Consider the following 26993-nt stretch of genomic DNA (forward strand, 5'->3'; position numbering starts at 1 on the left):
TTAGTTCTCCATAAAGACCTTGAGACGGCGGACTGCTTCTTTTAAGGTATCCATGTCAGTCGCATAGCTCATGCGGACATTTTCAGGAGCTCCAAAGCCTGCCCCCGTCACCAAAGCAACACCGACTTCTTCCAAAATAGCCGTTGTAAAGGCAGTCACATCTGTATAGCCTTTCATTTCCATGGCTTTTTTAACATTTGGAAAGAAGTAAAATGCTCCCTGCGGCTTCACTAACTCAAAACCGGGAACTTCTGCCAGCAGCGGATAGATCGTATTGAGACGTTCCTCAAAGGCCTGACGCATTTCTTCAACACTGTCCTGATCGCCGGTCAGAGCTTCAATAGCCGCATACTGAGCCGCAGTTGTCAAATTAGATGTTGTCTGGCTGACAATTTTTGAAATGGCTGCAACAATTTCAGAATCTGCAACAATATAGCCGACGCGCCAGCCGGTCATTGAATAAGTTTTGGAAACGCCATTGACAACAATCGTCTGCTTACGAATCGTTTCTGACAAACTTGAAATTGGAATAAATTCAGCACCGTTGTAAACCAAGCGGCCATATATGTCATCAGCCAAAATTAAAATATCATGTTCTACAGCCCAGTTGCCGATAGCTTCCAGCTCTTCTTTGCTGTAGATCATTCCTGTCGGATTGGAAGGGCTGTTGAGCAGAAGCATCTTAGTCTTATCTGTCCTTGCTGCTTCCAGCTGATCCAGACTGGCTTTAAAGTGATTGGCTTCACTGGTTTTGACAAAAACCGGAACCCCTTCATTCATCTTAATCTGATCAGCATAAGACACCCAAAAAGGCGTCGGAATGATGACCTCATCCCCTGAGTCAATAAGGGCGGCAAAGAGCGCATAAAGCATAAATTTAGCACCGGTTCCGGCAACGACCTGACTGCGCTCTACAGAATAGCCGTAAAATTTTTCAAAGTAGCGGCTGACGGCATCTTTTAGCTCAGGCAGGCCTGAGGCAACCGTATAAAATGAAGCGCTGCCGTCTTGGATAGACTTAATAGCTGCATCCTGAATATGCTTAGGCGTTATAAAGTCCGGCTGCCCCACAGAGAGCTCCAAAATATCCCGTCCCTGTGCTTTCAGTTCTTTGGCCCGTGCACTGGCAGCCAACGTAACTGATTCTTCCATCTCTAAAACACGCCTTGATAATTTAACCATCCTGTCTCCTTCTTCTCAAACACTGACTCATAGCATTATACACTAATACTTTTTATTATATCAAACATAGCCTAAATTTCAATTGCCATTTTGAATATTCTTAACGGTCCGCACAGCTAAAACTAAGATTTTAGAAAACGTTTGACTTGAAAAGATGCCTTCATTGTGTATTTATCATTTTCTTTCAGATTAGGTCAAAAAACAGGCATTTCAAAAAGGAGTGCCTGTTTTGGTTGATATCAAGACCTTAAAAAACGAGACGTTTCATCGAGGATTTTTTGAAATCCCTGACTGTTAAGAGGGAACTGTGCAGATAAGGCATCATAAATGGTCTTACCATATCTCTTGCGTATAATCCGGCTGTCTAAAATGACAATGGCTGACAGCTGGCTGCTGCTGCGCTTTGTTCGGCCGATAGCCTGCCGCAGGCGTAAAATTGCACTGGGCAGGGCATAATCATAGAAAGGATTCTTGCCTTCCTGTCTGAGCCTGCGATTCAGTTTTTTAACAAAGAAATTTTCAGGATTGTCAAAAGGCAGACGCGTAATAACTTCAATCAGCCGATCCTGCTCAACAAAATCAACTCCCTCCCAAAAACTGCCGGTTCCCAAAAGAAGACCAGTCTCTCCTCGGTCAAAGCGCCGTTTGACATTAAAAGCCGTCCCGTTTTTGTCCTGGGTTAAATGAGGCAGCTGAGCTTCATCAAGCCGTTCAGACACGGCAAACATTGTTTTTTTAGAATTAAAGAGCGCAAGCACAGGTTCTTGGAGCTGCGCCAAATGCAGCAGGCGCTCTGCCAGCAGATGCTCATAATCTGTATCTGACAGCTCACTGATATCAGGCATACTCTCATCAATCCAAATAGCCTGCTGCTTAGATTTATCACTGGGCACACTGTCAAAGCTAAAGGTTGTAAAGCCCAGCAGATTTGCTAGACTGACCTGAGGACTGATACGAAGGGTAGCCGAAACCAGATACGTTTTCTTGGTCGGCGGCAAAAAACCGGTGAAATCTGTAAAATCCAAGCGGGCAGACTTGAGCAGCACAAGCCGGTGATCCGGAGAAACTTCTTCTTCAAACCAAAAATCCGAAAAAGGCTCTGCAAACAGCTGCTGCAAATCAGCCAAATCCGCAAGATCAAGTTCTGCCAGATTCTGTCTCAGATGCTTGACATCCTCTTCTTTAAGCTGCTTTCTTCTTCGTTTATAAAAAAGCGTCAGCAAATGATTCAGTTCAAACTGGATGCTCTCCAGCAGCCGCTTCTCTAAAATATCCTGAGAATTTTCCAGGAGCTGACTCAATGTCTGCAAGGTCTTAGTCATGTTAAGCTGTTTTTGTGAAAATTGCTCCAAAGCTAAAAATAATTTTTGTGCCTCATCAATAACTAAAATCTGATTTTCTACAAAAGCCTTGTCATCTTCGATCCGTGTCAGCAGATAGGCATGATTGGTAATAATTATTCGGCTGTTCTGAGCCCTCTGATAGCTTTTTTGCCAGAAGTCGCAGCCGTCAAAAAGCGAGTGCCTGCTGAGACGGCCATCGTGCCTGATTTCATCGAAATAAGCGGCATAGCGCTGTTTCTGCCTGATTTCATCCAGATCACCGGTTTTTGTTTCCAGCAGCCAAACCAGAAGCTGCATTTTATAGCGGTTTAACAGACGGTTGTCATCGCTTCTTGCTAAAGTCTCGTAAAAACTGTCCAATTTGAGGTAGTTTTGAGGACTTTTCAAACTGTGGCAGTTAAGGTGAAAAACCTCCCTCAATGCTTTGGCTTCATTAGCCATAATCTGATCCTGCAGCACCTTAGTCGGAACACTGACAATAATCTGCTCTGTCGCAGCATTATTAAGCAAAGGCAGCAGGTAGCCGTAGGTTTTGCCGATGCCTGACTGCGCTTCGATGAAGCTGGCTCTGGGATCGTCAAATTGTTTTTCAATAAGATTGGCAAATGCCAGCTGCTTGGGTCGGTCTTCAAGATTCAAAAGAGCGATATTGGTTGCAAAATTTTGGGATAGCTGGCGCTCCTGCAGGACAGGCTCTTCTTTTCTTAAAACAAGACCTGCTGTTTCCTGATAACCTTCTGCCAGATAAACAGGAGCCAGCTCCAAGGCTTCTTCAATCGGAAGCTTGGACTCATAAAGCAGACTGTCAGAAAATTCAAGGATTTTCTCCAGCGTTATCCTAGGCAAAGCAGCCATTTTCTTTTTCAGTTTTAAAAACAGCTCGGCAGTTGCTTGGGCATCAGCAATGGCTGTGTGGGCATCCGACAGCTCAATTCCCAAAAGTTCAGTCAGATTGCTCAGTGAATATTTTTCAAAAGTCGGGTAAAAAACCTGCGCCAGCTCAACTGTATCTACACGAGGGCTCAAAAGTTCATAGCCTTCTAAAAAAAGGTGCTCAGCCAAAAGATTAGCATCAAATTTAACATTGTGAGCAACAAAAACACAGTCAGCAATCAGCTCATAAATATCAGCAGCCACCTCAGAAAAATCAGGGGCTTGTTCTAAGCGGGCATCAGTAATCCCCGTCAAGCCGATGATGGCCTGCGAAAGTTTCTCGTGAGGGTTGACATCCGTTTCATAGGTTTGTACAATGCGATTATTTTCAATAATGACAATGCCTACTTGGATAATGGAAGCTGAGCTGCTGGCACTTGTTGCCTCCAAATCGACCACAGCATATTTTCTTGAATTACGTTCCGTCATAACACTAAAATTATATCATATTTAAAGTAAAAATGACGGCTTACTCTTATTTGCACATGCACAACTACAAGAGCTCTGCTGTAGTTGAAAAATAGTTCCGTCTATTTTTTCAAAATGTTCTATGTTATAATAAGCATAATTCTATTTTACGAGGGAGACTGCTGTGAAAAAGAAAACCAAGCTTAATAATTATTATCTTGAAATGATAGAGCATCATTTGGACGTTCCGTATTATCAAGAAAAAAGACGGATTCGGGTGCTTTTGCCCAAGGACTATGATAAAGAAGACTGGGCCGCTTATCCCGTTCTTTACATGCATGACGGTCAAAACATCTTTTACAGCAAGGAATCTTATTCTGGTTATTCTTGGAAAATTATCCCTACTATTAAGCAGCACAAAGAGCTTCCTAAACTGATTATCGTGGGGATTGACAATGCCGGCAGCAACCGGCTCAATGAATATGCTCCTTGGATGACAGATGTAGGAACAACACCCGAAACTGCCAGCAGCGGCGGTGACGGGATGGCTTACGGTGACTGGGTAGTCCATACGGTTAAGCCTTTTATTGACCAACATTACAGAACCAAACCTGACCGCCAAAACACTTTACTGGCTGGGTCATCTATGGGCGGCATCATTACTGCTTACATGGGAGCCGCTTACCCCGAAGTCTTTGGCAATCTGGGCGTCTTTTCCCTAGCATCTTGGTTCAGCGAACGCGATTTCCTGCGCTTTTGCGATCATCATCCTCTGGATAAGACCAGCAGGGTCTTCATTCAGGTCGGTACCAAGGAAGGCGACGAAGTGGACGAAGCCTTTGCTCCCAATATGAATCAGGCCTACATTGACTGCACGCTCCACTACTACCAATCTCTCCTGCGCACAGGGCATCCTATGAAAAACATTGACTTGCATATCATGGCCAATGAAATTCACCATGAAAAATACTGGGCAGATCATTTTATTGACTTTTTAAAATTCACCCTACAAGAATAAAACAAAAACATGGCAGACCGCTGATTATCGCAGCGGTCTGCCATGTTTTTTATGATTTGCAAGGCTTCAGAAAGATCAAATCCGTCCTTCTTCTTCCAGTTTTCCTAAGAAATAGGGCATCTGCACGCGCCACCATTCCCAATCATGGGCAACATCATGCCCCCAAAAATCAAACCAGGCCGGAATTGATTTGGCTTCGAACGCCTCCTGCAGGCGAATCGTATCAATCACATGCGGTTCCTCCCAAGCTCCCTGACCGACAGCAACGATAAAACGATTGCGGCGGTACTGATCCAAAAACCACGGATCATTCTGATTCCACAAATAATCGATAGGCGAATTGTAATAGACAGCTAAATCACCGGCAAAATCGCCTGTGAAAAAGCGCGCATCATAAACACCGGATAAGGCAACAGAAACATCAAAGAGATCCGGATGGCGCAGAGCAAAATTGACCGTATGAAAAGCTCCCATCGAACAGCCCGTAGCAATCATACCGCCGTCCCAATTGGATTCATAACGAATCAGCGGTACCAGTTCATGAATAATGTAGCGATCATAAGCTTCATGGGCTAAGGCCATATCATGACCCGACTTTCCTTCAGCCAGCCAAGATTCCTTATCCAGGGAATCGGGCGTGTAAAATTTAACCAAACCGCGGTTGATAAAATCCTGACAGGCTTCAATCATGCCAAAATCGCCATATTCATTTTGGCTGCCGCCTGACGATGGAAAAACAATGACGGGCTTGCCCGCATGGCCGTAAACATTAAAGTACATTTCCCGGCCGAGCTCTCCCGACCATTGGCTTCTTCTCTCAAAATGCATAGTTAAAATACCACTAGCGAATCAAAAAAATACTTGAAATGGGGTAACAGCTTAAAATCAGAATTTGTTAAACGGTTTTAGCCCCTTTTCAAGTCTTTTAATGGCGCTTATTCCTTTCACACTTGTTGTTTCGATGATAGCAGCTTACACTTTAGCATGGGCAAACTGAACAATATCCCGTAATTCAGCCATTGTTTCAGTCCGTGCAAGAATACCGACCTCACCCATGATTTTTGAAAAAATTCCCGGTACAGATTCGATATCAATGATGTGCTGTCCGTATTGGGCCTTAATGTCCTCCAGCGTGTGAGCATAGCGTTTATTGGCCTTACGCGAAATATAAACAACATTGTAGCGGTGCTGCACATCTGCTGTAAATTGATTGTCTCTGACCACCTTAGCATATTGATCAAAAATATCAAAGTCATCTGCATAATTCCACATGTCAATGGTCAGGCCTCCCGGCGGACGGCAGTTCACTTCCAGCGCCATCAGTTCTTTTGTCTTTTTAATGCGGAAAAATTCAAAATGGAAAAATCGTTCCTTGACATTGAAGGCTTCAACACACTTTTCACCCAGCTGAATCAAGTCCGCTGAAAAATCGCGGGGAACATAGTAGAACATATCGCTGTCTTTTTCTACCGTATCAAGAACAGCTTCAGAATATTCCAAACCGGAATAAAAAACAATATTGCCGTCATGATCTGTCAAGCCATCAAAGGTAATGATATCGCCGTCGATGAATTCTTCCATGATGTATTCAACTGCCGGATTTTGATAGCCAAAGAAATCTTCCAGTTCTGCAGCTGACTTAATCTTATAAGTATCGGAAGCCCCAACCCCGGAGTTGGGTTTAATAATAACCGGAAAGCCGAGCTCTTTGGTCAAGGTTCGGGCATCGTCAGCTCCGGTAAAGACACGTCCGCGGGCAACTTTTAAGCCGGTCTTGCGGAAGATTTCTTTCATCTGTGCCTTGGTCTTGATGGACAGCATATCCTCATTTTTATAACCAAACACATTGAAATCATTCCGCAAGCGGGCGTCTAATTCCAGCCAGTATTCATTATGCGACTCAATGCGGTCAATTTTCCCATATTTATGGGCAAAATAAGCGACAGCACGGTAAACCTGATCATAGTCTTCCATATTATCCACACGGTAATATTCGGTTAAATGATCGCGCAGTCCTTGGCTTAGCTGTTCATAGGGAGCATCCGCAATCCCCAAAGTATTTATGCCGTTTTCATACAAACGGTGGGCAAAGGTTTCAAAATTTGCCGGAAAATGGGGGGAAATCATTACAAAATTCATTTTTCTATCCATCAATAAATCCTCTTTTTGTTTCTACTTCTTTAGTCTAGCATAATTTTTAGGATAATTCTATGGAAATGACAAAATTTTCTGATTATTTACTTGTTAAAAGATACGCAAAATGAAAAAAGACCCTGAGGCCTTTTCCCAATATTTTAATGAAACTGCATGCCGCCATCAACAAGCAGGGTTTGACCCGTAACATAATCCGAATCAGGTCCTGCCAAGAAAGCAACAACATTGGCTACATCTTCCGGCTCTGACAAACGCTGCAGGGTAATATCCTTAGCAAACTGCTGCATGCCCCACTCGTCATCCTTGCCGGCGTTTTTGCCAACTTTGTGAGCAATGTCATACATCATCGGTGTCTTGACAATACCAGGTGCAAAGGCGTTAACAGTGATGCCGTCCTTGGCTAAATCACGCGCTGTTACCTGCGTGATACCGCGCACGGCAAATTTTGTTCCTGAATAAAGGGTTAATTCAGGATTGCCAACCACTCCTGCCTGAGAGGTGGCATTAATAATTTTGCCGCCGTGCCCCAAAGCTTTAAAATGCTTCTGAGCTGCCTGTATTCCCCAGATGACACCGCCGACATTAACACCGTAAACCTGCTTAAATTGCTCTTCAGTGATTGATTCAACCGGAGTTGTCGGACCAAGTCCGGCATTATTGACAACAACAGTCAAATCACCAAATTTTTCAACAACCTTGTCAAAGGCTGCAAAAACATCTTCACGCTTAGATACATCTACGCTGAGAGCAAGAGCATCTGTTTCTGAAAGACTGGCAGCAGCATCCTGGGCTGCCTGAGTATTATAATCAAGAATAGCTACCTTAAAGCCATCCTTGTGAAGACGCTTGGCAATAGCAAGACCAATTCCCTGTCCTGCACCAGTAACAATAGCAACTTTTGTCATAAAAAACCTCCATTTCCCATATAGCAGCAGTATAAACAGGACATGGCAAAAAGTCAATGTAAAATATTGTTCAATTTCTTTCTTTTTAATTTCAAAAGAAAAACAATTTTGTTAAACTAAAGGTATGGAAATTTTACAAACATTAAATGACGCTGCACTTGAAAACACCTACTACCTTATCAATGATCAAGCTGTTCTCCTGATTGATCCGGGAAGCAACACTGATGAGATCATAGCACAGTTAAAAACAATCAACAAGCCGATTGCTGCTGTTTTGCTCACTCATGCCCACTATGATCACATTATGAGCCTTGATGCGGTGCGCCAAAACTTTGACTTCCCGCCCGTCTATATTTCTGAAAAAGAAGCTTCTTGGCTGACAAGCCCAGTAGACAACCTGTCCGGACTTGCCCGTCATGATGACATGGAAGACGTTATCGTGGCTCCTGCTGATTTTTACTTTGACTATGATAAGATTTATCAGCTGTCCGGATTTACTTTCAAAGTGGTTCCGACCCCCGGCCATTCCTGGGGAAGTGTCTCTTTTATCTTTGATGAGGAGGAAAGTGTTTTCTCAGGCGATGCTCTTTTTAGAGAAGCTATTGGCCGCACTGATCTGCCGACCGGCAATTTTGATCAGCTCATTAACAGCATCAAAGAAAAGCTCTTTACTCTCCCCAATCACTTTCAGGTTTTCCCAGGACATGGATCTGCAACCCATATCGGTCACGAAAAGAATTTCAATCCTTTCTTTTAGCTGAGGCATAAAACCTCTTATAAAATGGCTGAAGCACTCAAAACGGACTGATCAAATCAGACAAAAGGGAGCAGAATCAAAACCGTAATTTATTAGAAATCGGTTTTGATTCTGCTCCCTTTGCAGTTACAGTCTGAGGAGATTATCAGTAATTCATTTTCTTATATCTTTAAGAAGCGTCTCATAGATAACACGGAACCAATGGAGCCGATAATAATACCAATGACAAACATCGCTCCAATCAGATAAAAGACAAATGGATTAGGCTCATAAAGAGACAAATTTTGAGTTGCCAGATTAGGGTTAAACTGATCAAAGGCAAACTGATAGAGATAAAAGACAATCAATGACGGAACAATCGCGCCAAGAAGTCCTACCCAAGCACCTTCAAAGAAGAAAGGCATTCTGATATAACCGTTTTTAGCACCGACCAGACGCATAATCTGAATTTCATTGCGGCGGGAAAGAATGGTGATTCGAATGGTATTGGAAATCAGGAAAATAGCAACCAGAACCAAAAGTCCTGTTCCGACAAGCCCCCAGGTTCGAACGAAGTTAGCAAGACTAAAGATACGGTCTGTATCTGTACCGCCGTAGGCTACTGAGTCAACACCTGAAATTTTGTTGATGGCTTTGGCGACTGTTTTAACCTTGCGAGGTGAGGTTGTCTGCACAATGTAAACATCGTACAAAGGATTGGAGTCCCCGTCAAACAGGGTCCAGTCGTCACCCATGGTTTTCTTTAATTTTTCTAATTGTTCATCCTTACTTGAAAAGGTAATCGTTTTAACATTTTTGATCTTTTTAATCTGATTATAAACCTTGTGGTAGTCAGGGTTATCAATCTTTTTGTTTGAATTGTCAGGATCAACATAAGACTGCACATTATCTTTGGAATCAACCTGCAAATAGGTGTTGATCTGAACATTTTTTTCAATGCCGGATGCTAATTTTTCGGTATTCAAGAGAAAAGCTGCAAAGATGCCGACCAAGGTCAGGGTAATCGCTACAGAAGTGATGGCTGCAATAGACATCCAGCCATTGCGCTTGATATTTTTAATGGACTGCCATAAGTGACGGAAAAATCTTCTAATCATTATATCCGTAATCTCCTTCCTCTTCGTCGCGGACAATGCGGCCGTCTTCAATGGCAACCACACGGTGGCGAAGTGTATCTACAATCTGACGATTATGGGTTGCCATCAAAACAGTAGTTCCCTGAAGGTTAATACGTTCCAGCAACTGCATAATTTCCCATGAAATTTCAGGGTCCAGATTTCCTGTCGGTTCATCGGCAATCAAAACCTTAGGATTATTGACAATAGCTCTAGCAATGGCTACCCGCTGCTGCTCCCCTCCTGAGAGCTGATCGGGAAAAGAGCGCATTTTATTTTTGAGTCCGACCAAGTCAAGCACTTCTGCTACACGTTTTTTAATCACACGCGGCTTTTCGCCGATAACTTCCATGGCAAAAGCGATGTTTTCAAACACTGTTTTATTGGGCAGAAGTTTATAGTCCTGAAAGACAACACCGATACCGCGGCGAAGAATGGGAATATCCCGCTTTTTCATTCTGGCCAGATTAAATTTGCCGACCTTAAGAGAGCCTTTGGTCGTTCTTTCTTCACGGTAAAGCAGTCTGATAAGGGTGGACTTCCCTGCACCTGACGGCCCTACCAGATAGACAAATTCACCTTGATTGACAGAAAGCGATACATTTCTCAAGGCAGTTGTACTGCGGTGATACTTTTTGGTAACACCTTTCATTTGAATTAATGCCATGTCTTGCATTTCCTTTTCTTTAATAATATCTTTGGAGAATAGTTCTCCTTTGTAAAAACTGGTTTTCTACTCCATACGCCATTTTAAAAAGGCATCAATGAAGCCATCCAAATCACCGTCCATAACCTTGTCAACCTGTGCCACTTCATAGCCTGTGCGGTGGTCTTTGACCATGGTATAGGGGGTAAACACATAGGAACGAATCTGACTGCCCCAGGTGATTTCTTTTTTATCACCCTTAAGAGCATCTACTTCCTGAGCTTTCTTTTCCTGTTCCTGCTGATAGAGTTTAGCCTGCAGCATTTTCATAGCTCGGTCTCGGTTGCCGTACTGCGTCCGGTCGACTGTTGAAGCTACTACGATACCCGTTGGTATATGGGTCAGGCGAACACCTGTTGAAACTTTGTTGACGTTTTGACCGCCGGCTCCTCCGGAACGGAAAGTGTCCATCTTAATATCCTCATCCCGAATATCCACTTCAATCGTATCATCAAGTTCAGGCATGACTTCAACAGATGCAAAGGAGGTGTGACGGCGTTTAGCCGAGTCAAACGGTGAGATTCTTACCAAACGGTGAACCCCCATCTCTGACTTCAAAAGTCCGTAAGCATTAGGCCCTTCAAAGGACAGGGTTACAGACTTAATGCCGGCTTCATCGCCCGCTTGATAATCTAAGACTTCGACTTTGAAATTTTTGCTGTTGCCAAAACGGGTATACATCCGCAGCAGCATGTCTCCCCAGTCCTGAGCTTCTGTACCGCCGGAACCCGGGTGGATTTCCAAGATAGCATTATTAGCATCATAGGGTTCTGATAAAAGAAGCGTCATTTCATAGCTGGTCATCATCTTGTCCAGCTTTTCCAGACTTTCTTCCAATTCAGCCTGCATTGAGGGTTCTTCTTCTGCTAATTCATATAAAATCTCAGCCTCATCGGCTAAATTTTCCATGTTATGGAAAGTATCATACTTGAGTTTTAAGTCGCTCAGCTCTTGTGAAGTCTTTTGAGCAGCACTGTTGTCATCCCAAAAGTCAGGCTCAGTCATCCGATTTTCTAAGAGAGCGATCTCTTCTTCCAAGCGGTCTAAGTCAAAGAGACCTCCCAAAGCCAGTCAGCTTTTCTTTATTTTCTGCTAATTTTTGGCGCATTTCTGCCATATCCATATTTCATACCTCATTTTCCAGTATCTGTTTTATTCTAACATAGTTCAATTAAAATTGCCATCTATTAATCAGGGCATTTCTTTCTTTTATGATATCGTCATTTTCTGAATCAATGCTTAAAATAAAGTCCCGCAATTCCTCTGTCGGTTTTTTGACAATCTCTCCCAAGGCCCAGATGGCTGTTGCCCGATGAATGGGATTTTGGCTGCTGTCAATGATTTCTAGGAGCTTGACAACGGCACTTTTATCATGAGCATTAGCCAGAGCAATGATAGCATTGCGCTGCAAAATATTCTTTCCCCGCCAGGAACCGGCAATCCTGCCGAATTTTTTCGTAAACTGACTGTTAGATAAATTTAAAAAAGGAATCAGTTCTGGTTCTGCCAATTCAGGATCAATAGGACTGGCCAATGGGTTATTGAGCCCTTTATTATAGGGGCAGCAAATCTGGCAAATATCGCAGCCATAAATAACCGTCTTCATTTTCTTTCTGAATTCCAGATCCATCATGCCCTTATCCTGTGTCTGAAAGGAAAGACAGCGCTTAGCGTTCATGGTGCCATCCCCCAGCAAACAGGACGTCGGACAGGCATCCAGACAGCGGCGGCAGTCTCCGCAGTCATAATCTACAGGACTGTCCGGCTCAATTTCCAGATTGGTAATCAATTCTCCCAGATACATGTAAGAGCCGAATTCTTTGGAAATGACCAAACCGTTTTTGCCGATAAAACCAATGCCGGCCCGCTGAGCCACGGCTGTATCGACCAGGGCTCCGGTGTCCACCATTCCTTTATACTCAAAATGTTCCGTCAGTTTTTCGATTCCCTCAGCTAAGCGTTGGAGCTTATCCTCCAGAACATAATGGTAATCCAAGCCCCAGCTGTTAGGAGTAATCTTGCCGCGCCGGTACTGTGTTTTAGGCGGTTTCACAGGCAGCCTGTGCGGATAGGCTACAGCAATGGAAATGATGGTTTTGGCGCTTGCTAGAGAAAGCTTAGGTTTAATCCGCTCTTCAATATTTTTATGTTCAAAACCTGAAGAACGCCCTTCCTCAACTGAAGCGCGCAGCGATTTTTCCAAGTAAGCAAAATCATCGGCAGTTGTAAAGCCAATCTTTGAAATCCCGATTTCCCGGGCCAGTCTTTGGATTTCTTCTTTAATGTTCATAAGTCTATCTTAAAGGATTTTTAAACAGAGAGCAAGTCGCAGGCTGACAGAAGCGCAGCTAAAAAAGCAGGGCAGAAAATCAGTCAGCTGACGGTGCTGATTCTCTTGCCCCGCTGTTTGTACAGCTTGAAGCGATGCGAAAGTAAAGCTGATTCAGGCTCACTTTGCTTAAGCAGACAGAGTGCTTCAAATCAGCTGTTAATACTTATCAAAATGCTGATAAAGATACTCCAGATGTTTAATTTCATCGCAAATACGATGTCCGATATTGGTATCTTTGACTAAAATACGGCGGCTCGACTCCTCAACCAGACGTCTGGCTGAAAGGATATCATACTTGCCCATTAAAACATCCTGACTGTTTGTAAAGGGCTGGTGTGCCACCAGAAGCATGCCATAGCTGTTAAAAACCAAGGTATAGCCTGCAAGACCTGTTTTCTTTTGATAGGCTTTGGCAAAACCGCCGTCGATAACAAGCATTTTACCGCCCGCCTTAACAGGGTTCTCGCCGTCTTTTTCCTTTACAGGCGTGTGGCCGTTGATAATGTGTCCTTCTTCACTCAAGCCAAATTCCTTGAGGATATCCCGGCAGATACTTTCGTTATTTCGCAGCCGGTAATAAGGATTTTTGATTTCTTCATGCGTTGCCTTATCTTCAATGAAATACCGTTCAAATGTGGTCATGGCTTTTTTCCCGAAAAGAGAGGAATTTTCACCAATCCAGAGATACCAAAACAAATCCGTTGAAAAGTCCTCGTGCTTATCAGGATGCCGATAAGACTGGCGAATTTCCTTCTCATATAAATCCAGCAATTCTTTGCCGGAATAGCTGCGGTCCTTGATTTTCAATGATTTAAAATCACCGTTTTCATGCAGGGGAATGCAGCCGTGAAAAAGCAAATTGCCGTTGTACTGCAAATACATGGAACCTTTTTCAAATAAAAAATCAACATGGCGCTTCAAGCTTTCTGATGTCCGAAAGGCATGCATCAGCTGCTGCAGAAGTTTTTCTTCTTCTGCATCTAGTGCATAGGGCTTGTCAGGCACAATACGGCTGCTGTTGAAATCTGACAGGGCATACTCTTTGCCTTGCAGGCAAATTGTCTTATTCGCATAGTCTATCATATCCAAAACCTGCCGGTGCTCCAGCTGGAAATCCGGCCGACGGTGAATTAAACGGCTTTCTAATTTAAATTGTAAAATAGCTGTGGCCTGCTGAACAAGATTGAGCAAGTCACTATCTTCCTGAGACAGCCGTCCCTCATCTAAAATAGGATCAAAAGCCGGCACAGGCTGATAATATTTGCGGCTGTAATCAACCAGTTTTCTCAGATTAATGCCGTAGCGGTCTTCAATCAAAGTTAAATTATTATATCTGGCAGCAATGCGAATGACATTGATCATACAGACATAAGAGCCCGAAACAGCGCCCATCCAGGTAATGTCATGGTTACCCCACTGAATGTCAACATTGGGCAGTTTTTCTAAACGGTTCAAAATGATATCAGGGTATTTGCCGCGGTCATAAATATCACCGACAACGTGCAAGACATCTACAGCTAAGCGCTGAATGACATAGGATAGAGCAATGACCAGCTCTTCCAACTGGTTAAGTTCGGTAATCTTGTCAATGATTGCATCAAAGTAGTTTTCCTTATCAGGGTTTCTTTCTATTTCTGCCAAGAGTTCTTCGATAATATAAGCAAAATTAGCCGGCAGACTTTTGCGGACCTTGGAGCGCGTGTACTTATTGCCAAGATATTTCAGAACCTGAATCTGAACGGGTACCAAAGTAATCAGCTTTTCCTGCAGAGCATCTTGCGAGAGGCCTTGCCTGTCAAGAGCTATTTTTTGTTCAGGATAGTAAACAAAGAGGCAGAACTCTTGAACATCTATAGCAGACAGCTGATAGAGGTCAAAACACTCCTGAATTTTAGACTTAATAGAGCCTGAGCAGGTTCTCAAAATATAATCAAAGGCCGGGTATTCCCCATGCAGGTCGCTGACGAAATGCTCGGTTCCCTTAGGCAGATGGCAAATCGCTTCCAGATTGATAATTTCAGTCAGAATATCTGCTCTGGTGGGAAATTTTTCTTTAAGTAGTTGATAAAAGGCCTTCATTTGTCCTCCTTTAGCTATACACTCCAAAAAATCGCTGACCATGCTAAAAAGCTTCTGCAGTAAACAGCAGCTGCATAAAAAATTATAAAGCTTTTTGGCAGCGCTGTCAATCAACGGCAGGCGGCATTTCCAGCCCCACTAAATTACCAAAACAGCCCTGCTTGAACCTGCTAATTATCCAAAATGTCTACGTGAACTTCCTGATAAATCCAGTCTAGATCTTCTTGCTTAAAATGCCCCGTATGCGGCGACAAAGCGTTGGCTGTTCCTGCTGCCACAGCATAAGGCAGACAATCTTCAGGAGCCTTATTTTTGTTCAAATCAGCCAGTATGTACAATTAATTTTTGCAAAAATGGTTGTCGCAATCTTTCTGCCCCTCTCATTTTGAAAAATCGTGGTACAATATTTTTATGACAAAACTTGCTATTATGAGCGATCTCCACATTGACCTCAACCATTTTGGAACCTTTGAGATGCAGACTCTTAAGCAATTGCTGCAGGCACAGCATATTGACCATCTTCATCTGGCAGGAGATATCTCTAATCATTTTTACAGCCACACGCTTCCTTTTATTGACGAATTGCAGAAGGATCTGACCGTCACCTATAACCTGGGCAACCATGATATGCTGGATTTAGATGAGCGTCATATTCAGGCTTTTGATTTTCAGACACATCAGGTCGGTGAGGCATCTTTGCTGGCGCTTCATGCTTGGTATGATTACTCTTTTTCTGCCCAAGATCCTGCTCAAATCGAGCGGCTGAAAAAAACATTTTGGTTTGATCGGCGCCTGCAGCGGCTGAAAGATGACCCCGCTATAGCTCAGGAATCATTGGCAAAACTTGATCAGACTCTGGCTTCTTTAGAAAGTCAAAAGCTAATTGTCGCCATGCACTTTGTTCCCCACGAGCAGTTTATTATGACCCATCCGCGCTTTGCTCCCTTTAACGCTTTTTTAGGCAGCCAGAAATTCCACGACCTCTTTGTTCAGCACAATATCAAAGACGTCACTTTCGGTCATGCTCACAGAAGTTTCGGCGACGTCGCCCTCGATGGTGTTACCTATCATTCCAGACCTCTTGGCTATATCCGAGAATGGGATTTGACTATTGATTTCGTCAATCAGCACCCCGAATACAATCCTACCGGCAGCTGGAATCTCAGTAAACGCTACAATGCGGTCAGACATCTGACAGCTTTTCAAGCGTATAAGAACAAACATTTGGCCAAAGAGCTGCTTAACTCCATGACGATATTTGATCTTTAAAGCCCTAGCGCTAACACTCTTATGCAAACAAAAAAAGACTGGCAAAAATAATTGTCAGTCTTTTTTGAAAAGCATAAAGCGCCTCCAGAAGCACTTATTTTCTTCCCAGCTTTGAAAATACAGTTTGCCGGGATTTTCAAAATACTGGTGAAAAAGGCAAAATCCCCTCAACTGCTGTGCTTTATTTCCGTCTGTGACAGAGACCTTCTGACTCTGTCCGCTTCTTCCGGTTTATCTGTAATAATGCCTTTAACACCAGCTAAATAAGCTTTTTTCATATCACTTTTTTTATTGACAGTCCAAAGCCTGAGCGGCTTTTGCTTTCCTTTTTGAGACTTGCTGTCCAAAAAGTACGAACGATGACAGTGTATTGTTTCAATAAACTTTAAATGCCGTCCCAGCCAGTAATAAAAGGGTTTTAGTTTTACCAAATAAGCCCGCTCAGCCTTGGGATCGTGCTTTTTCATTAGAAACAAACTAAAGAAATTAAAACTGGAATACATATGAGAAAAAGGCCTTTTTTTAGCAAGCATCAACTGTGCAATCTGTTTTTCAATTTTAGGATAAGGGTACCTATTAGTTTTCAGCTCAATATTCAGAATGCCTGTAAAGTGATGCTCCTCTAAAAAAGTTAGAACCTCTTCCAGAGTTGGCACTTTTTCACGAAAATAAGACGGATGAAACCATGATCCGGCATCAAGGGTTTTAACCTGCTGCAAAGTCAGATGCCGCACAAGCCCCCGACCGTTTGTCGTGCGGTCAACAGACTCATCATGAATAACAACCAGCTGATTGTCTTTGGTTCGGTGAACATCAAGTTCAATGCCGTCGCTGCCAACACCTGCCGCCTCCGCAAAAGCAGCCATTGTATTTTCCGGACGGTTGGATTTACTTCCTCTGTGAGCAAAAATTTGAGTCATCAGTTTCTTTCTAAATACATAAAGTAACTTTATTTTACCATAAATTCTTACCTGAAACACTTATTCCGACTAGAAATAACCGTTTCATCAAGTGAAAATTTATCCAGCTCGCTTTCAGCATATAAAAAAGGAAAGCACTGCAGCTTTCCTTAAATGGACTTTAGACGCCCAACTTTTAAATAGCTTTTTGATCTTGTCCCAATGCCCGCTGAACAGCTTTGACTATTTCAACAATAACCAGCATGAGCAGACTTCCTATAATAACAGCCAGCCACTGCGTCACACTCAAATGCGCCACGTGGAAGAATTTATTAAAGCCCGGAACAACGATTGTGACCATCAGAATAATGAAGGCCAAAGGAATGGACCAGTTGAAGAGCTTGTTGCGGAAAAGTCCGACTTTAAAGACAGATTGGTAAACAGACTTAACATTATACGCATGAACAAGCTGAATTAAGCCCAAAGTAGCAAAGGCCATCGTTAAGGCATCTTCATGGATATCCCGCATGGCTGAATGTTCCGGATAAAGCAGAGACCATCCGTAAACACCAAGTACCAGAAGTGTCTGCAGGAGACCTTGATAAATTATGGCTCCCATAACACCGCCTGAGAAGAAGCTTGACTTGCGGCCGCGCGGTTTATGTTTCATGACACCAGGCTCAGCAGGCTCAACCCCAAGCGCAATCGCTGGCAGCGTATCCGTTACCAGATTGATCCAAAGCAAATGAACAGGTTCAAGCACATCCCAGCCAAACAGTGTCGCAAAGAAGATGGTGAAGACTTCGGCCATGTTAGCTGAAAGCAAGTATTGGATAGATTTTTGGATATTGGAGAAGACCTTGCGCCCTTCTTCGACAGCTACGATAATGGTTGCGAAGTTATCATCGGCAAGAACCATATCAGAAGCACCTTTAGAAACTTCCGTACCGGTAATTCCCATACCAATACCAATATCGGCTGTTTTCAGAGACGGTGCATCGTTAACCCCGTCACCGGTCATGGCAACAACCTTGCCTTCATTTTGCCAAGCCTTGACAATACGAACCTTGTGTTCCGGCGAAACACGCGCATAAACAGAGTATTGCTTGAAGACCTTTTGGAAGTCCTCGTCAGAAATCTCATTGAGTTCTGCACCTGTAAATACATGGTCAACGCCATCATCATCAATGATACCCAGACGTTTAGCAATCGCTTCTGCTGTATCTTGGTGATCTCCGGTAATCATAATCGGACGAATACCGGCTTCCTTGGCTACACGAACAGCGTCTGCAGCTTCCGGACGTTCCGGGTCAATCATTCCGACAAGACCTGCAAAAATCAGGTTGTTTTCAACAACTTCTGTTTCCAAAGTCGGAATCTGATTATCGTACTTATAGGCCATCATGAGAACGCGGAGAGCTTGCTTAGCAAGCGATTTGTTGGTTGCAAGGATGGTCTTTTTATCGTCTTCAGTAATCGGACGAACTGTTCCGTTTTCCTCAATCTGGGTGATACGTTTAAGGAGCTGATCGGGCGCTCCTTTTACCGCAATGAGGTACTGATCCTGATCTATCTTATGAATGGTTGACATCAGTTTGCGATCAGAATCAAACGGCAGCTCTGCTACGCGCGGTTCTGCCTTGAGAACATCACGAATATCAAAATTATGATCCAAGCCGTACTGCACAAGGGCGGTTTCAGTAGGATCCCCCAGTAATTTTCCGTTGACATCAAGTTTGCTGTCATTGGCAAAATTCATGACCCGCAGCGCCATATTGTCAGTATCAATATCATCATTAGCATCAACCAGCTGACCGCTGTAGTATAATTTTTCAACAGTCATTTGGTTCATGGTCAGCGTCCCGGTCTTATCCGAAGCAATAATTTCGGTTGACCCGAGTGTTTCAACAGCCGGCAGTTTACGGACAATAGACTTACGTTTAGCCAGTGTCTGAGTTCCCAGAGAAAGCACAACCGTAACAATCGCCGGCAGTCCTTCAGGAATAGCAGCTACGGCCAAAGCAACCGCAGTCATCAAACCTTTAAGCGGCGGCTCATGACGGACAAAGACACCGACAATAAAGGTAATAATGGCAATCGCCACAACCAAATAAGTTAAAACTTTGGAAAGTTGATTGAGGTTTTGTTTCAGCGGTGTATCGGTTTCATCAGCATTGGCAAGCATGCCGGCAATATGACCGACTTCTGTAAACATACCGGTGTTGGTAACCACACCCATACCGCGGCCGTAAGTGACATTGGAATTTTGATAGGCCATGTTTAAACGGTCGCCGATACCGGCATCCTCAGCAATTTCAGCTGCCAAATCTTTGTCAACAGGAACCGATTCACCCGTCAGAGCTGCTTCTTCAATTTTCAGCGAAGCCGCTTCCAGCAGCCGCATATCAGCCGGCACAACATCGCCCGCTTCCAGCAGGACCACATCACCGGGAACCAATTCTTTAGAGTCAACCTCCGTTACATGCCCGTCACGGCGGACACGCGCTAAAGGACTGGACATTGATTTAAGAGCTTCAATAGCCGCTTCTGCCTGACCTTCCTGATAGACCCCAAAAGCTGCATTAAGGACAACAACCACAAGGATAATGACAGCATCTGTCAGGCCTTCCATCCCTTCAGTAATCACTGAAAGCACAGCAGCCACAAGCAAAATGATAATCATTAAGTCTTTGAATTGATCCATGAACTTAGCGAATATCGAACGCTTTTCGTCCTCATCCAATTCATTGTGTCCGTAATCAGCCAGACGCTGTTTGGCCTCAGCAGTTGTCAGCCCCTTTTTAGAGGTCTCCAAACTGGATAAGACAGTCTTTTCGTCTTGGACATAGAAAGCTTCTTTTCTTTGTTCTTTCGACAAAATATTTCTCCTTCTCGGTCTTTAAAAGAAAAAGACCTGTTTATTTGATAAACAAGTCTCGCTATTTAATATGTTGCCGGAAAACAGTTTCGTATTGACGACAACATCACGGCAAAACCGCTAGCTACTCCCTTGATAACTTTCATTATACCATAAATAAAAGCCTTTTCAATATTTTAAAAAATAAAAACGTTTTATTTCAGCAGATTTAAGAAAGTCAAAGTTTTTCATTTTTCAACACCTTCACCTGAAGTTGGGTTGTAAACAGCATCTGCTTCTCTTTTTTCACCGAAGACATCGGCTACTGAAAAACGTACATACTTGACACAAAGTCTGTTCTTGTAGGCATAAACAAGATGCAGCAATCCGTCTTTAGTCTGATAAAGCGTTGGATATTCGTATTGGGCATTATTTGTTTTGTTTTCTGTTCCCATAAACCCTTCTGCCGCTTCGAAAATTCGGCCGATAGGCCAAGTTTGCCCAAAATCTTCTGAGATTGAAACAGCAACTGGATTACGCAGGCCCGGCCAAGCAACCTTGCCAAATTCTGGATGAGGAGCGGCATTAACATTATAGGCCAGAGCAATTTCACCTGACTGCAACTTGACAGCACTGATGCTGGCATTATTATTGGGTAAAACAGTTCTTTGCGGTACAGTCCATGTATCGCCGAAATCATGAGACTCACTAGTATAAATATTGTCTGCAAAACGGCTTCTCATAAAAGCCACTAAATGTCCTGGTTCTGTTTCAATAATATTAGCATGTACCCGGCCATTGCTTTCCGGCATGCGAACACGTTTCCAAGTTTGACCGTCATCATCAGAAACCCGAAATTCAGTTGGGTCATTAGTCAAGCCTTCTGCTGAATCTTCACACAGCCAAGTTGCAAAAATCCAGCGGCCGTTGCTCAAAATCTGAATCGCCTGACGCGAGAAGGTTCCTTCTTCTGGGAAGAGAACCTCTGGCTCTCCCCATGTCTGGCCTTCATCACTTGATTTTTGAACCATGATAACGGAAGTAAATTGCATGTTATCCTTGCCTTCTTGACGGCTGAGCTGAGACGTATAAATCAGCCAAATTTGCCCATCGGGAGCACGGAAAAAGGCAGGATTTTGCTCACTTCTGTCCTTCCCCTTAGAAACAATAACAGGAACAGACCAGACTTGCCTTTCTGGGTCAAGTTTAGAAAGAGCAATAGAAATATCACCGCTGCCTTCAAAACTTCCTGCGAACCAAGCACATAAGAGACCGCCGTCTTTGGTTTCGATTAAAGCGGGAGCGTGAGCTGTTGCTTTGCCGCCAGTTGGGATCAGGGAAAAATCTACACCCAAAAATTCATCTCGATAAACAACCCCATCAGGGTCTGACATTCTTACCTTTGGTAGCTCTGTAACCATAGTTCACCTCTTTATTTTATTTCTTATTTTATGACTGTTTTTGTAAAAGTTAAGGGTCCATCTACAAACTATTTTGTGCCCTTTTTCTCTATAAGAAAACAAATAGGAATCATTCTTGCTGCTGTCTTCATTAAACAAGTTGATTGCATTAAATATTTTCTACATCTGCATTATGAATTTTCTGCTAAGCGAATGGCATAGTCAATCGCATTTTCCAAGCTCAATTCACTTGCTGTCCAGTGTCCAGCCTGATCAAAGGCAGTTCCATGATCAACAGATGCACGGATAATTGGCAAGCCCAGTGTGATATTGACCCCTTGAACAGCTTGCCAAGATCCTTTTTCCTGATCGTAGACAAAACCAAGCAGTTTCAAAGGAATGTGACCTTGGTCATGATACATGGCCACAACAATATCATACATACCGCCATTAGCTTTGGAAAAAAGTGTGTCCGCAGGCAAACTGCCCTCTACATTGATTCCTTCAGCCTTAGCCGCCTCAACAGCCGGATTAATCTGTTCAATTTCTTCGCGGCCAAAAAGGCCATTTTCACCGCAATGAGGATTAAGTCCTGCAACAGCAACTCTAGGCTCTTTAATGCCAAGATTCTTACAAGCTTTATCAGCAATGCGGATAACATCCAAGACACGTTCTTTAGTCGCACGATCACAAGCCTCACGCAGTGACACGTGGGTAGACACATGGACAACACGAAGGTTGCCGTCTGCCAGCATCATGGTATATTTATCAGTTCCAGTCAGATCAGCATAAATTTCAGTATGACCGGCATAGTGGTGACCTGCTGCATTCATGGCTTCTTTATTAAGCGGATTAGTCACCGTTGCATCAATTTCTTTGGCTAAAGCTAGCTCAATGACCTTTTTGACATATTGGAAAGCTGCATCGCCGCCTGTCGTTGACACTTGACCAATTTCAAAATCAGCCATATCAACTATCCCTAAATCAATCAAATCAATCGTCCCATACTCATACTTACCGTCTTTAGCATTCTGAATAATATTAACCTTTAAATTAAGCTCAGGATGTTTGGCTAAATAATAGGTGAGCACTGATGCGTCGCCAACCAAAAGCGGATGGCAGCGTTCATAGAGTTCAGGTTTATTAAGGGTTTTAATCGAAATTTCAGGTCCGATTCCGGCAGGATCTCCCATAGTAATACCAATAATTTTTTTAGTCATTTGTCCCTCCTTATTTCACTTTCTTGCCTTTTTACAAAACTTGTTGATAGATTTTACGTGCATCGTCTGCTGTTACTGGGCGCATATTGTTCACCAGAAGACGCTGAACTTCCATACCCGAAGCCACCAATTCTTCCAAATCGCTTTTGGGAACACCAAACTCTGTCAGGCTTTTTGGAATTTGGAGAACGTCAACAATTCGATCCATTTCTTGGATAATATAATGAGATTTTTCATCGATTGATAAAGATCTATCACCGTCATGAACAACACGGTCATAGGCCTCTGCCAAATATTCCTTGATAGCTGGCTCATTAAATTTCATAACGGGCATTAAAAGAATGGCATTGGAGACCCCGTGTGCAATATGGTATTTACCGCCTAATGGATAAGACAAGGCATGGATAGCCGTTGTTCCAGAAGCTGTAATGGCGACACCAGCGTAGAAAGCTGCAATCAGCATCTTTTTCTTTGGCTCCATAGCATCTGGGTTCAAAGTCGCTTCTTCAATATTATTAAAAATCAAGTCAAACGCTTCTAAGGCAAATGAGTTTGAAAAAGGGTTGCGTTTTTTAGATGTAAAGCATTCAATCGCATGGCACATAGCATCTACACTGGGAGCTGCTGCAATTTTTACCGGCAGATTTTTAATAAAGCGAGCATCTAAAACAACAAAATCCGGAATCATTTCTGCATTGACAATACCCACCTTAAGGTTTTTCTCAGGAACAGATACGATAGCATTGGGAGTTGCTTCAGAGCCCGTTCCTGCGGTTGTCGGAATCAATAAACTAAGCACTTGTTTTTTAGCCAACAGTGGATCATCCAATAAATCCTTGACACCATAGTCGTCGGTTGAAAGAATAGAAGCCAGTTTAGCAGAGTCCATGGCCGATCCTCCGCCAATTGCAATGATAAAATCAGCATTTTCAGCCTTAAACTGATCGACTACTTTCTGCACTTGATGATAAGTCGGTTCAGCAGGAATGTCTGATACGATTGTATAAGGAAATCCTAAATCTATCAAAACTTCCTCAAGCACTTTAACTAAACCCGCCTTGATGATTCCCTTATCTGTGAAAATCACGATTTTTTTTGTGGAAGCCGGAATAACAGTCTTTATTTCTTCTAGAGCATGTTCCCCAGCCAAGACATTTTTAGGCATTTTCAAACTGTAATCAGTTAACATAGTTTTCCTCCTTTTGTATCATTTTGCTAATATCTTCAAATAATTCCCGATGTCCAAAACCACCGGATTTTGTTATAACTTGAATCGTTTTGCCTTTCCAAGTCAGTTCAGCTAAAACGACGCCGGCACTAACTTCACATATCGGCTTGATCTGATTAATCTGCAGTACCTGCATAGACTGATAAAGTGTATCTCCGCCTGTGAAAAGAAATGTTCGAACTAAGTCCCTTTCTAAAAGCTGCTTAGTGAGTTCTCCTAAAGAGCGGCCGATTTTAAAACGAATAGCATTTCTGTCTAACCCTTGTGCTCGAGCATAAGCTACAATATCCTGGCTGGTTTTTTCACCCAGCGTTTCAATAATAGCCAAATCACTTTGCAAAATACTTTCTAAATAAATCTTCAACTGATCTTGACCACTGTCGCTCTGCCAAAAATTTTCTTCCAACAATTCCTGAGAACTCAAAGAAATACGCAAGTGGTGTTTTTCCTGAGCGTACTCAATTTGCTGTCTGGTAATCGGGTTAACTGAGCCACAGATAACAAGGAGCGGTTTAGTAAGCTGTGGCTTTAAGATTTTCTTTTTAGGAAAAAGCTGCTTAACCAGATACTTAGCAAAGCCTGCACAGCCGATACTAACTGACAGTAGGTTTTGCTGATAGAGGTCAGCTGCAATTTCTTCTATCTCTTCCTCTGTTTCACTGTCAAATAGAAGTAACTGTTGCTGAGCTTGCAAAAATGAGTGACGGCTTACCAGTGATGTTTCAATACCAGCCTCCTGACTGAGACGTTTGGCAATATCACTTTCAGTCACAGGTTCATAAGGGTCTTTGGCAAAAACACTATCTGAAACAGGCGCCTCATCAATGTACAGTTTTCCGCCCCGAACCACTCGCTTGATAGCTGGGTATGCAGGAACCATTACTGCTTTTTTCTCCTGAAATTGGTCTAAAAGTGCTTTAATCTCACTGCTGATATTCCCTCTAAGAGCTGAATCTACTTTTTTATAAAAATAAGGAATACCGTAATTTTTAGCATCAGACAGAATGTTGCTAACTATCTGATACGAATCTTCAAAGGATAGATAACGGCTTTCGGTATTGATGACCAGTACTTCTATTTCATCTTCTAGACTGGCATAGTCTACTGATTGATTAGTTGTTACTAACGTATGGACGCCTTGACTTGAAAACTGAACTCCTGTATCAAGAGCACCTGTAAAATCATCAGCCAAAATTAGCAGCTGTAACACTGCAGCACCTCCTTTGATTATTTATAGTCCTAGTTTATACTTTGTCAGAAAAAAATACTAGGTTTCAAAAAAAATAATTGTCTTTTTTTGAACCATCATAAAGAATATTGAATTTTTTTCAGAATATTTATATAATGGTTTACAAATGAAACAGGAGGTTGTTATGAGACCTATTCGCTTACTCGGTATTGCTCCCTATGAGGAATTAAATCATTCTATGAACCTGGTTGCTCAGCAATTTGATTCATTATCCATAGATGTGTTCAATGCAAACTTACAAGAAGGAAGAGACTTAGCTATACAATTAGCTCATGATGATTATGACGCCGTTATTTCTCGCGGAGGCACGGCTCATCTTATTCAAGATGCTGTTGATATCCCAGTAATTGATGTTTCAATCTCTGTTTATGACATTTTGAGCAGTATCAAATTAGCTTATAATTACAGTCAAAATATAGCCATTGTTGGATATGAAAGTATTACTAAAAATGCCCACCTGATCTGTGACGTTCTTCAATATAACATCAAGATTATCACGATTGATCATCCAGAACAGACAGCTGACACCCTGATAAAACTCAAAGAACAAGGCTGTGAGTTAGTCCTTTGTGATGCTATTACCAACCATACAGCTCTTAGACTGTCATTAAATACAATTTTGATTACTTCTGGATTAGAAAGTATCAAAAATGCTTATCAGCAGGCTATAACCTTTACTAAATACATTCAAAAAATAGAAACTCAGCGGAATTTACTCCAAGAGGTGCTCTCAAAGCAAGCGCTGGCAACACTAGTCTTAGACCAAGACTTCAAGCCTGTCTCTTCCAATCTTCCAGCAAAGCTTACCCATACTTTGATTCGTTTTCTAAAAAAACAAAAGCATCTGGATAACCAACAGCTCTACCATACACACAAAGGGCAAACCTATCAGGTCAAAAGTAATATTTTAACCCTTAATGAACAGACTTATTATCATTGTGAATTAAAAATGGTAACTCCCCCTTTGATTCATCAACAATTCGGTGTCACATTTAGCAGTCGTTCAGCAATTGAGGACACTATATCCCAGAAACTCCTCTTTGCTTCTTTTATTCAGGAAAAAAATCTGGTTCTCATGTCCCAGCTCCTAAAACATTATAATGCCATGATGATTTTTGGAGAAGAAGGAACGGCAAAAACAAGTCTCGCCTATTCCTGTTTTTTGAAATTTCAATACCATACAGCAAATCTTATCAGCATAAATTGTAAATTGTTTGGTGAGCGTCTTTGGAAATATCTTAGCCACACCAGTAACAGTCCTTTGCTTTACTCTGGCAACACTATCCTTTTTCAGCATTGTGAGCAACTGTCTCTGGAGGATTTACGCAAACTTTTAGAACTTATAAAAAGTAGTAACTTATTGCAAAGACAAAATATTATATTTACATACACAACAAAAAAGGCAGATCCCGATAAGCTAATTTTTAAGGAAATTATGCAAGAACTTAACTGTGCAACCCTTTATTCCTCTTCATTGTCTGAGCGCCATACAGAATTAGCAAGTATTATCACTCTCCTACTAAATAAAGCCAACATTGAATGCCATACGCAGGTTATTGGTTTTGAACCTCAGGCAATGCATACTCTCCAAGAATTCCCATGGAATGGTAATTTTTATCAGTTAGAGAGAGTCATTAAAAAGTTAATACTTTCTGCCAATTCTTACTATATTTTAGAAAATGCAGTAATTGAAGTTCTATCCGAGGAACGCAAACATCAAAATCATCTGCAGCTAACTTCCTCAAATCATTCAAAAAAAGCGGAACCAGTAATTATCGAAGAAAAGACTCTCTTTGATTACAGTCAAGATATTGTACGCACTGTTCTTGAATATAACAAAGGAAATCAAACAAAGACTGCAAAACAATTAGGTATCAGTCGAACAACACTTTGGCGCTATCTCAAAATGAATTAGAAGGTTTTGGACATAATCTAAAAC

The 26993-nt window shown here is 42.4% G+C and carries 21 protein-coding genes; 4 read left to right on the plus strand and 17 right to left on the minus strand.

All coding sequences use genetic code 11. The annotated features are described in order from the left end of the window. Both AC4HAN_RS01940 and AC4HAN_RS01945 read right to left on the minus strand, forming a co-directional pair. Positions 1 to 1182 (minus strand): pyridoxal phosphate-dependent aminotransferase, encoded by a 1182-nt coding sequence (locus AC4HAN_RS01940; protein ID WP_491090857.1) that lies wholly within the window; start codon positions 1180 to 1182, stop codon positions 1 to 3. Positions 1183 to 1421: 239 nt separating this feature from the next. Beyond that, entirely contained in the window at positions 1422 to 3887 is a 2466-nt protein-coding gene (locus AC4HAN_RS01945) for a bifunctional DnaQ family exonuclease/ATP-dependent helicase (protein ID WP_491090858.1), read from the minus strand. 163 nt (positions 3888 to 4050) lie between these two features. On the opposite strand from AC4HAN_RS01945, the gene AC4HAN_RS01950 reads away from it, so the two are divergent. Beyond that, entirely contained in the window at positions 4051 to 4884 is an 834-nt protein-coding gene (locus tag AC4HAN_RS01950; RefSeq protein WP_491090860.1) for an alpha/beta hydrolase, read from the plus strand. A 75-nt stretch (positions 4885 to 4959) separates the two neighbouring features. Here the strand turns inward: AC4HAN_RS01950 and AC4HAN_RS01955 are convergent, their stop codons facing one another. The 3 genes from AC4HAN_RS01955 to AC4HAN_RS01965 form a co-directional block, all read right to left on the minus strand. After that, positions 4960 to 5712: an esterase family protein gene (locus AC4HAN_RS01955; protein ID WP_491090861.1), complete on the minus strand. Its 753-nt coding sequence runs from the start codon at positions 5710 to 5712 to the stop codon at positions 4960 to 4962. A 144-nt stretch (positions 5713 to 5856) separates the two neighbouring features. Continuing rightward, positions 5857 to 7035: an ATP-grasp domain-containing protein gene (locus AC4HAN_RS01960; protein ID WP_491090862.1), complete on the minus strand. Its 1179-nt coding sequence runs from the start codon at positions 7033 to 7035 to the stop codon at positions 5857 to 5859. Positions 7036 to 7178: 143 nt separating this feature from the next. Further along, complete coding sequence (locus tag AC4HAN_RS01965) at positions 7179 to 7943, minus strand: (S)-acetoin forming diacetyl reductase (protein ID WP_491090864.1); 765 nt, start codon at positions 7941 to 7943, stop codon at positions 7179 to 7181. 124 nt (positions 7944 to 8067) lie between these two features. Between AC4HAN_RS01965 and AC4HAN_RS01970 the strand changes: the two genes are divergently transcribed. Then, positions 8068 to 8700 carry an MBL fold metallo-hydrolase gene (locus tag AC4HAN_RS01970; protein ID WP_491090866.1) on the plus strand — a complete coding sequence of 211 codons (633 nt, stop codon included), beginning with the start codon at positions 8068 to 8070 and terminating at the stop codon, positions 8698 to 8700. Positions 8701 to 8861: 161 nt separating this feature from the next. On the opposite strand, the gene ftsX is transcribed toward AC4HAN_RS01970, so the two are convergent. The 6 genes from ftsX to AC4HAN_RS02000 form a co-directional block, all read right to left on the minus strand. Then, the gene (ftsX, locus tag AC4HAN_RS01975; RefSeq protein ID WP_491090868.1) at positions 8862 to 9797 is read right to left on the minus strand and encodes a permease-like cell division protein FtsX; all 936 of its coding nucleotides are present in this window, start codon (positions 9795 to 9797) and stop codon (positions 8862 to 8864) included. Then, positions 9790 to 10482, minus strand: a complete 693-nt coding sequence (gene ftsE, locus AC4HAN_RS01980) for a cell division ATP-binding protein FtsE (RefSeq protein ID WP_491090870.1) — start codon at positions 10480 to 10482, stop codon at positions 9790 to 9792. Before ftsE ends, ftsX begins: the two co-directional genes overlap by 8 nt. Positions 10483 to 10548: 66 nt before the next feature. Continuing rightward, positions 10549 to 11644, minus strand: a protein-coding gene (gene prfB / locus AC4HAN_RS01985) for a peptide chain release factor 2 (RefSeq protein WP_491090872.1) whose coding sequence is annotated in 2 segments (ribosomal slippage) — positions 10549 to 11571 and positions 11573 to 11644 — 1095 coding nt in all. Because the reading frame shifts where the segments join, the coding sequence is not laid out codon by codon here. Positions 11645 to 11692: 48 nt separating this feature from the next. Next, positions 11693 to 12811: a tRNA epoxyqueuosine(34) reductase QueG gene (gene queG, locus AC4HAN_RS01990; RefSeq protein ID WP_491090873.1), complete on the minus strand. Its 1119-nt coding sequence runs from the start codon at positions 12809 to 12811 to the stop codon at positions 11693 to 11695. A gap of 198 nt (positions 12812 to 13009) precedes the next feature. Next, positions 13010 to 14932 carry a fructose-1,6-bisphosphatase gene (locus AC4HAN_RS01995; protein WP_491090875.1) on the minus strand — a complete coding sequence of 641 codons (1923 nt, stop codon included), beginning with the start codon at positions 14930 to 14932 and terminating at the stop codon, positions 13010 to 13012. A 170-nt stretch (positions 14933 to 15102) separates the two neighbouring features. Next, entirely contained in the window at positions 15103 to 15252 is a 150-nt protein-coding gene (locus AC4HAN_RS02000) for a hypothetical protein (protein WP_491090876.1), read from the minus strand. 91 nt (positions 15253 to 15343) lie between these two features. Between AC4HAN_RS02000 and AC4HAN_RS02005 the strand changes: the two genes are divergently transcribed. Beyond that, positions 15344 to 16201, plus strand: a complete 858-nt coding sequence (locus tag AC4HAN_RS02005; RefSeq protein ID WP_491090877.1) for a metallophosphoesterase — start codon at positions 15344 to 15346, stop codon at positions 16199 to 16201. A 167-nt stretch (positions 16202 to 16368) separates the two neighbouring features. Here AC4HAN_RS02005 and AC4HAN_RS02010 read toward each other — a convergent pair whose 3' ends face one another. The 6 genes from AC4HAN_RS02010 to AC4HAN_RS02035 all read right to left on the minus strand — a co-directional run bounded on the left by AC4HAN_RS02010 (position 16369) and on the right by AC4HAN_RS02035 (position 25015). Continuing rightward, positions 16369 to 17121, minus strand: coding sequence for a glycerophosphodiester phosphodiesterase (locus AC4HAN_RS02010; RefSeq protein WP_491090878.1), 753 nt, complete (start codon positions 17119 to 17121; stop codon positions 16369 to 16371). Between the two features lie 175 nt (positions 17122 to 17296). Then, complete coding sequence (locus tag AC4HAN_RS02015; RefSeq protein WP_491090879.1) at positions 17297 to 19978, minus strand: cation-translocating P-type ATPase; 2682 nt, start codon at positions 19976 to 19978, stop codon at positions 17297 to 17299. Between the two features lie 227 nt (positions 19979 to 20205). Next, positions 20206 to 21378, minus strand: a complete 1173-nt coding sequence (locus AC4HAN_RS02020) for a sialidase family protein (protein ID WP_491090881.1) — start codon at positions 21376 to 21378, stop codon at positions 20206 to 20208. Positions 21379 to 21548: 170 nt separating this feature from the next. Continuing rightward, positions 21549 to 22577 carry a 4-hydroxythreonine-4-phosphate dehydrogenase PdxA gene (gene pdxA / locus AC4HAN_RS02025; RefSeq protein ID WP_491090883.1) on the minus strand — a complete coding sequence of 343 codons (1029 nt, stop codon included), beginning with the start codon at positions 22575 to 22577 and terminating at the stop codon, positions 21549 to 21551. A 31-nt stretch (positions 22578 to 22608) separates the two neighbouring features. Next, the gene (locus tag AC4HAN_RS02030; protein WP_491090885.1) at positions 22609 to 23766 is read right to left on the minus strand and encodes an iron-containing alcohol dehydrogenase; all 1158 of its coding nucleotides are present in this window, start codon (positions 23764 to 23766) and stop codon (positions 22609 to 22611) included. After that, entirely contained in the window at positions 23756 to 25015 is a 1260-nt protein-coding gene (locus AC4HAN_RS02035) for a four-carbon acid sugar kinase family protein (protein ID WP_491090886.1), read from the minus strand. The genes AC4HAN_RS02030 and AC4HAN_RS02035 overlap by 11 nt, the downstream gene beginning before the upstream one ends. A gap of 163 nt (positions 25016 to 25178) precedes the next feature. Between AC4HAN_RS02035 and AC4HAN_RS02040 the strand changes: the two genes are divergently transcribed. Continuing rightward, a complete protein-coding gene (locus AC4HAN_RS02040; protein WP_491090887.1) occupies positions 25179 to 26969 on the plus strand; it encodes a PrpR N-terminal domain-containing protein in 1791 nt (596 codons plus the stop codon). Positions 26970 to 26993 lie beyond the last annotated feature (24 nt).

Source organism: Streptococcus sp. ELY_86, from assembly GCF_058314495.1.

Excerpts from the sequence above, each read along its gene's own strand:
- AC4HAN_RS02040 (WP_491090887.1), top strand. The coding sequence starts at position 25,179 with ATGAGACCTATTCGCTTACTCGGTATTGCTCCCTATGAGGAATTAAAT.
- AC4HAN_RS01945 (WP_491090858.1), bottom strand. The coding sequence starts at position 3,887 with ATGACGGAACGTAATTCAAGAAAATATGCTGTGGTCGATTTGGAGGCA.
- AC4HAN_RS01960 (WP_491090862.1), bottom strand. The coding sequence starts at position 7,035 with ATGGATAGAAAAATGAATTTTGTAATGATTTCCCCCCATTTTCCGGCA.
- AC4HAN_RS02030 (WP_491090885.1), bottom strand. The coding sequence starts at position 23,766 with ATGTTAACTGATTACAGTTTGAAAATGCCTAAAAATGTCTTGGCTGGG.
- AC4HAN_RS02005 (WP_491090877.1), top strand. The coding sequence starts at position 15,344 with ATGACAAAACTTGCTATTATGAGCGATCTCCACATTGACCTCAACCAT.
- ftsE (WP_491090870.1), bottom strand. The coding sequence starts at position 10,482 with ATGGCATTAATTCAAATGAAAGGTGTTACCAAAAAGTATCACCGCAGT.
- queG (WP_491090873.1), bottom strand. The coding sequence starts at position 12,811 with ATGAACATTAAAGAAGAAATCCAAAGACTGGCCCGGGAAATCGGGATT.
- pdxA (WP_491090883.1), bottom strand. The coding sequence starts at position 22,577 with ATGACTAAAAAAATTATTGGTATTACTATGGGAGATCCTGCCGGAATC.
- AC4HAN_RS01970 (WP_491090866.1), top strand. The coding sequence starts at position 8,068 with ATGGAAATTTTACAAACATTAAATGACGCTGCACTTGAAAACACCTAC.
- AC4HAN_RS01995 (WP_491090875.1), bottom strand. The coding sequence starts at position 14,932 with ATGAAGGCCTTTTATCAACTACTTAAAGAAAAATTTCCCACCAGAGCA.
- AC4HAN_RS02020 (WP_491090881.1), bottom strand. The coding sequence starts at position 21,378 with ATGGTTACAGAGCTACCAAAGGTAAGAATGTCAGACCCTGATGGGGTT.
- AC4HAN_RS01955 (WP_491090861.1), bottom strand. The coding sequence starts at position 5,712 with ATGCATTTTGAGAGAAGAAGCCAATGGTCGGGAGAGCTCGGCCGGGAA.
- AC4HAN_RS02010 (WP_491090878.1), bottom strand. The coding sequence starts at position 17,121 with ATGACTCAAATTTTTGCTCACAGAGGAAGTAAATCCAACCGTCCGGAA.
- ftsX (WP_491090868.1), bottom strand. The coding sequence starts at position 9,797 with ATGATTAGAAGATTTTTCCGTCACTTATGGCAGTCCATTAAAAATATC.
- AC4HAN_RS01965 (WP_491090864.1), bottom strand. The coding sequence starts at position 7,943 with ATGACAAAAGTTGCTATTGTTACTGGTGCAGGACAGGGAATTGGTCTT.
- AC4HAN_RS01940 (WP_491090857.1), bottom strand. The coding sequence starts at position 1,182 with ATGGTTAAATTATCAAGGCGTGTTTTAGAGATGGAAGAATCAGTTACG.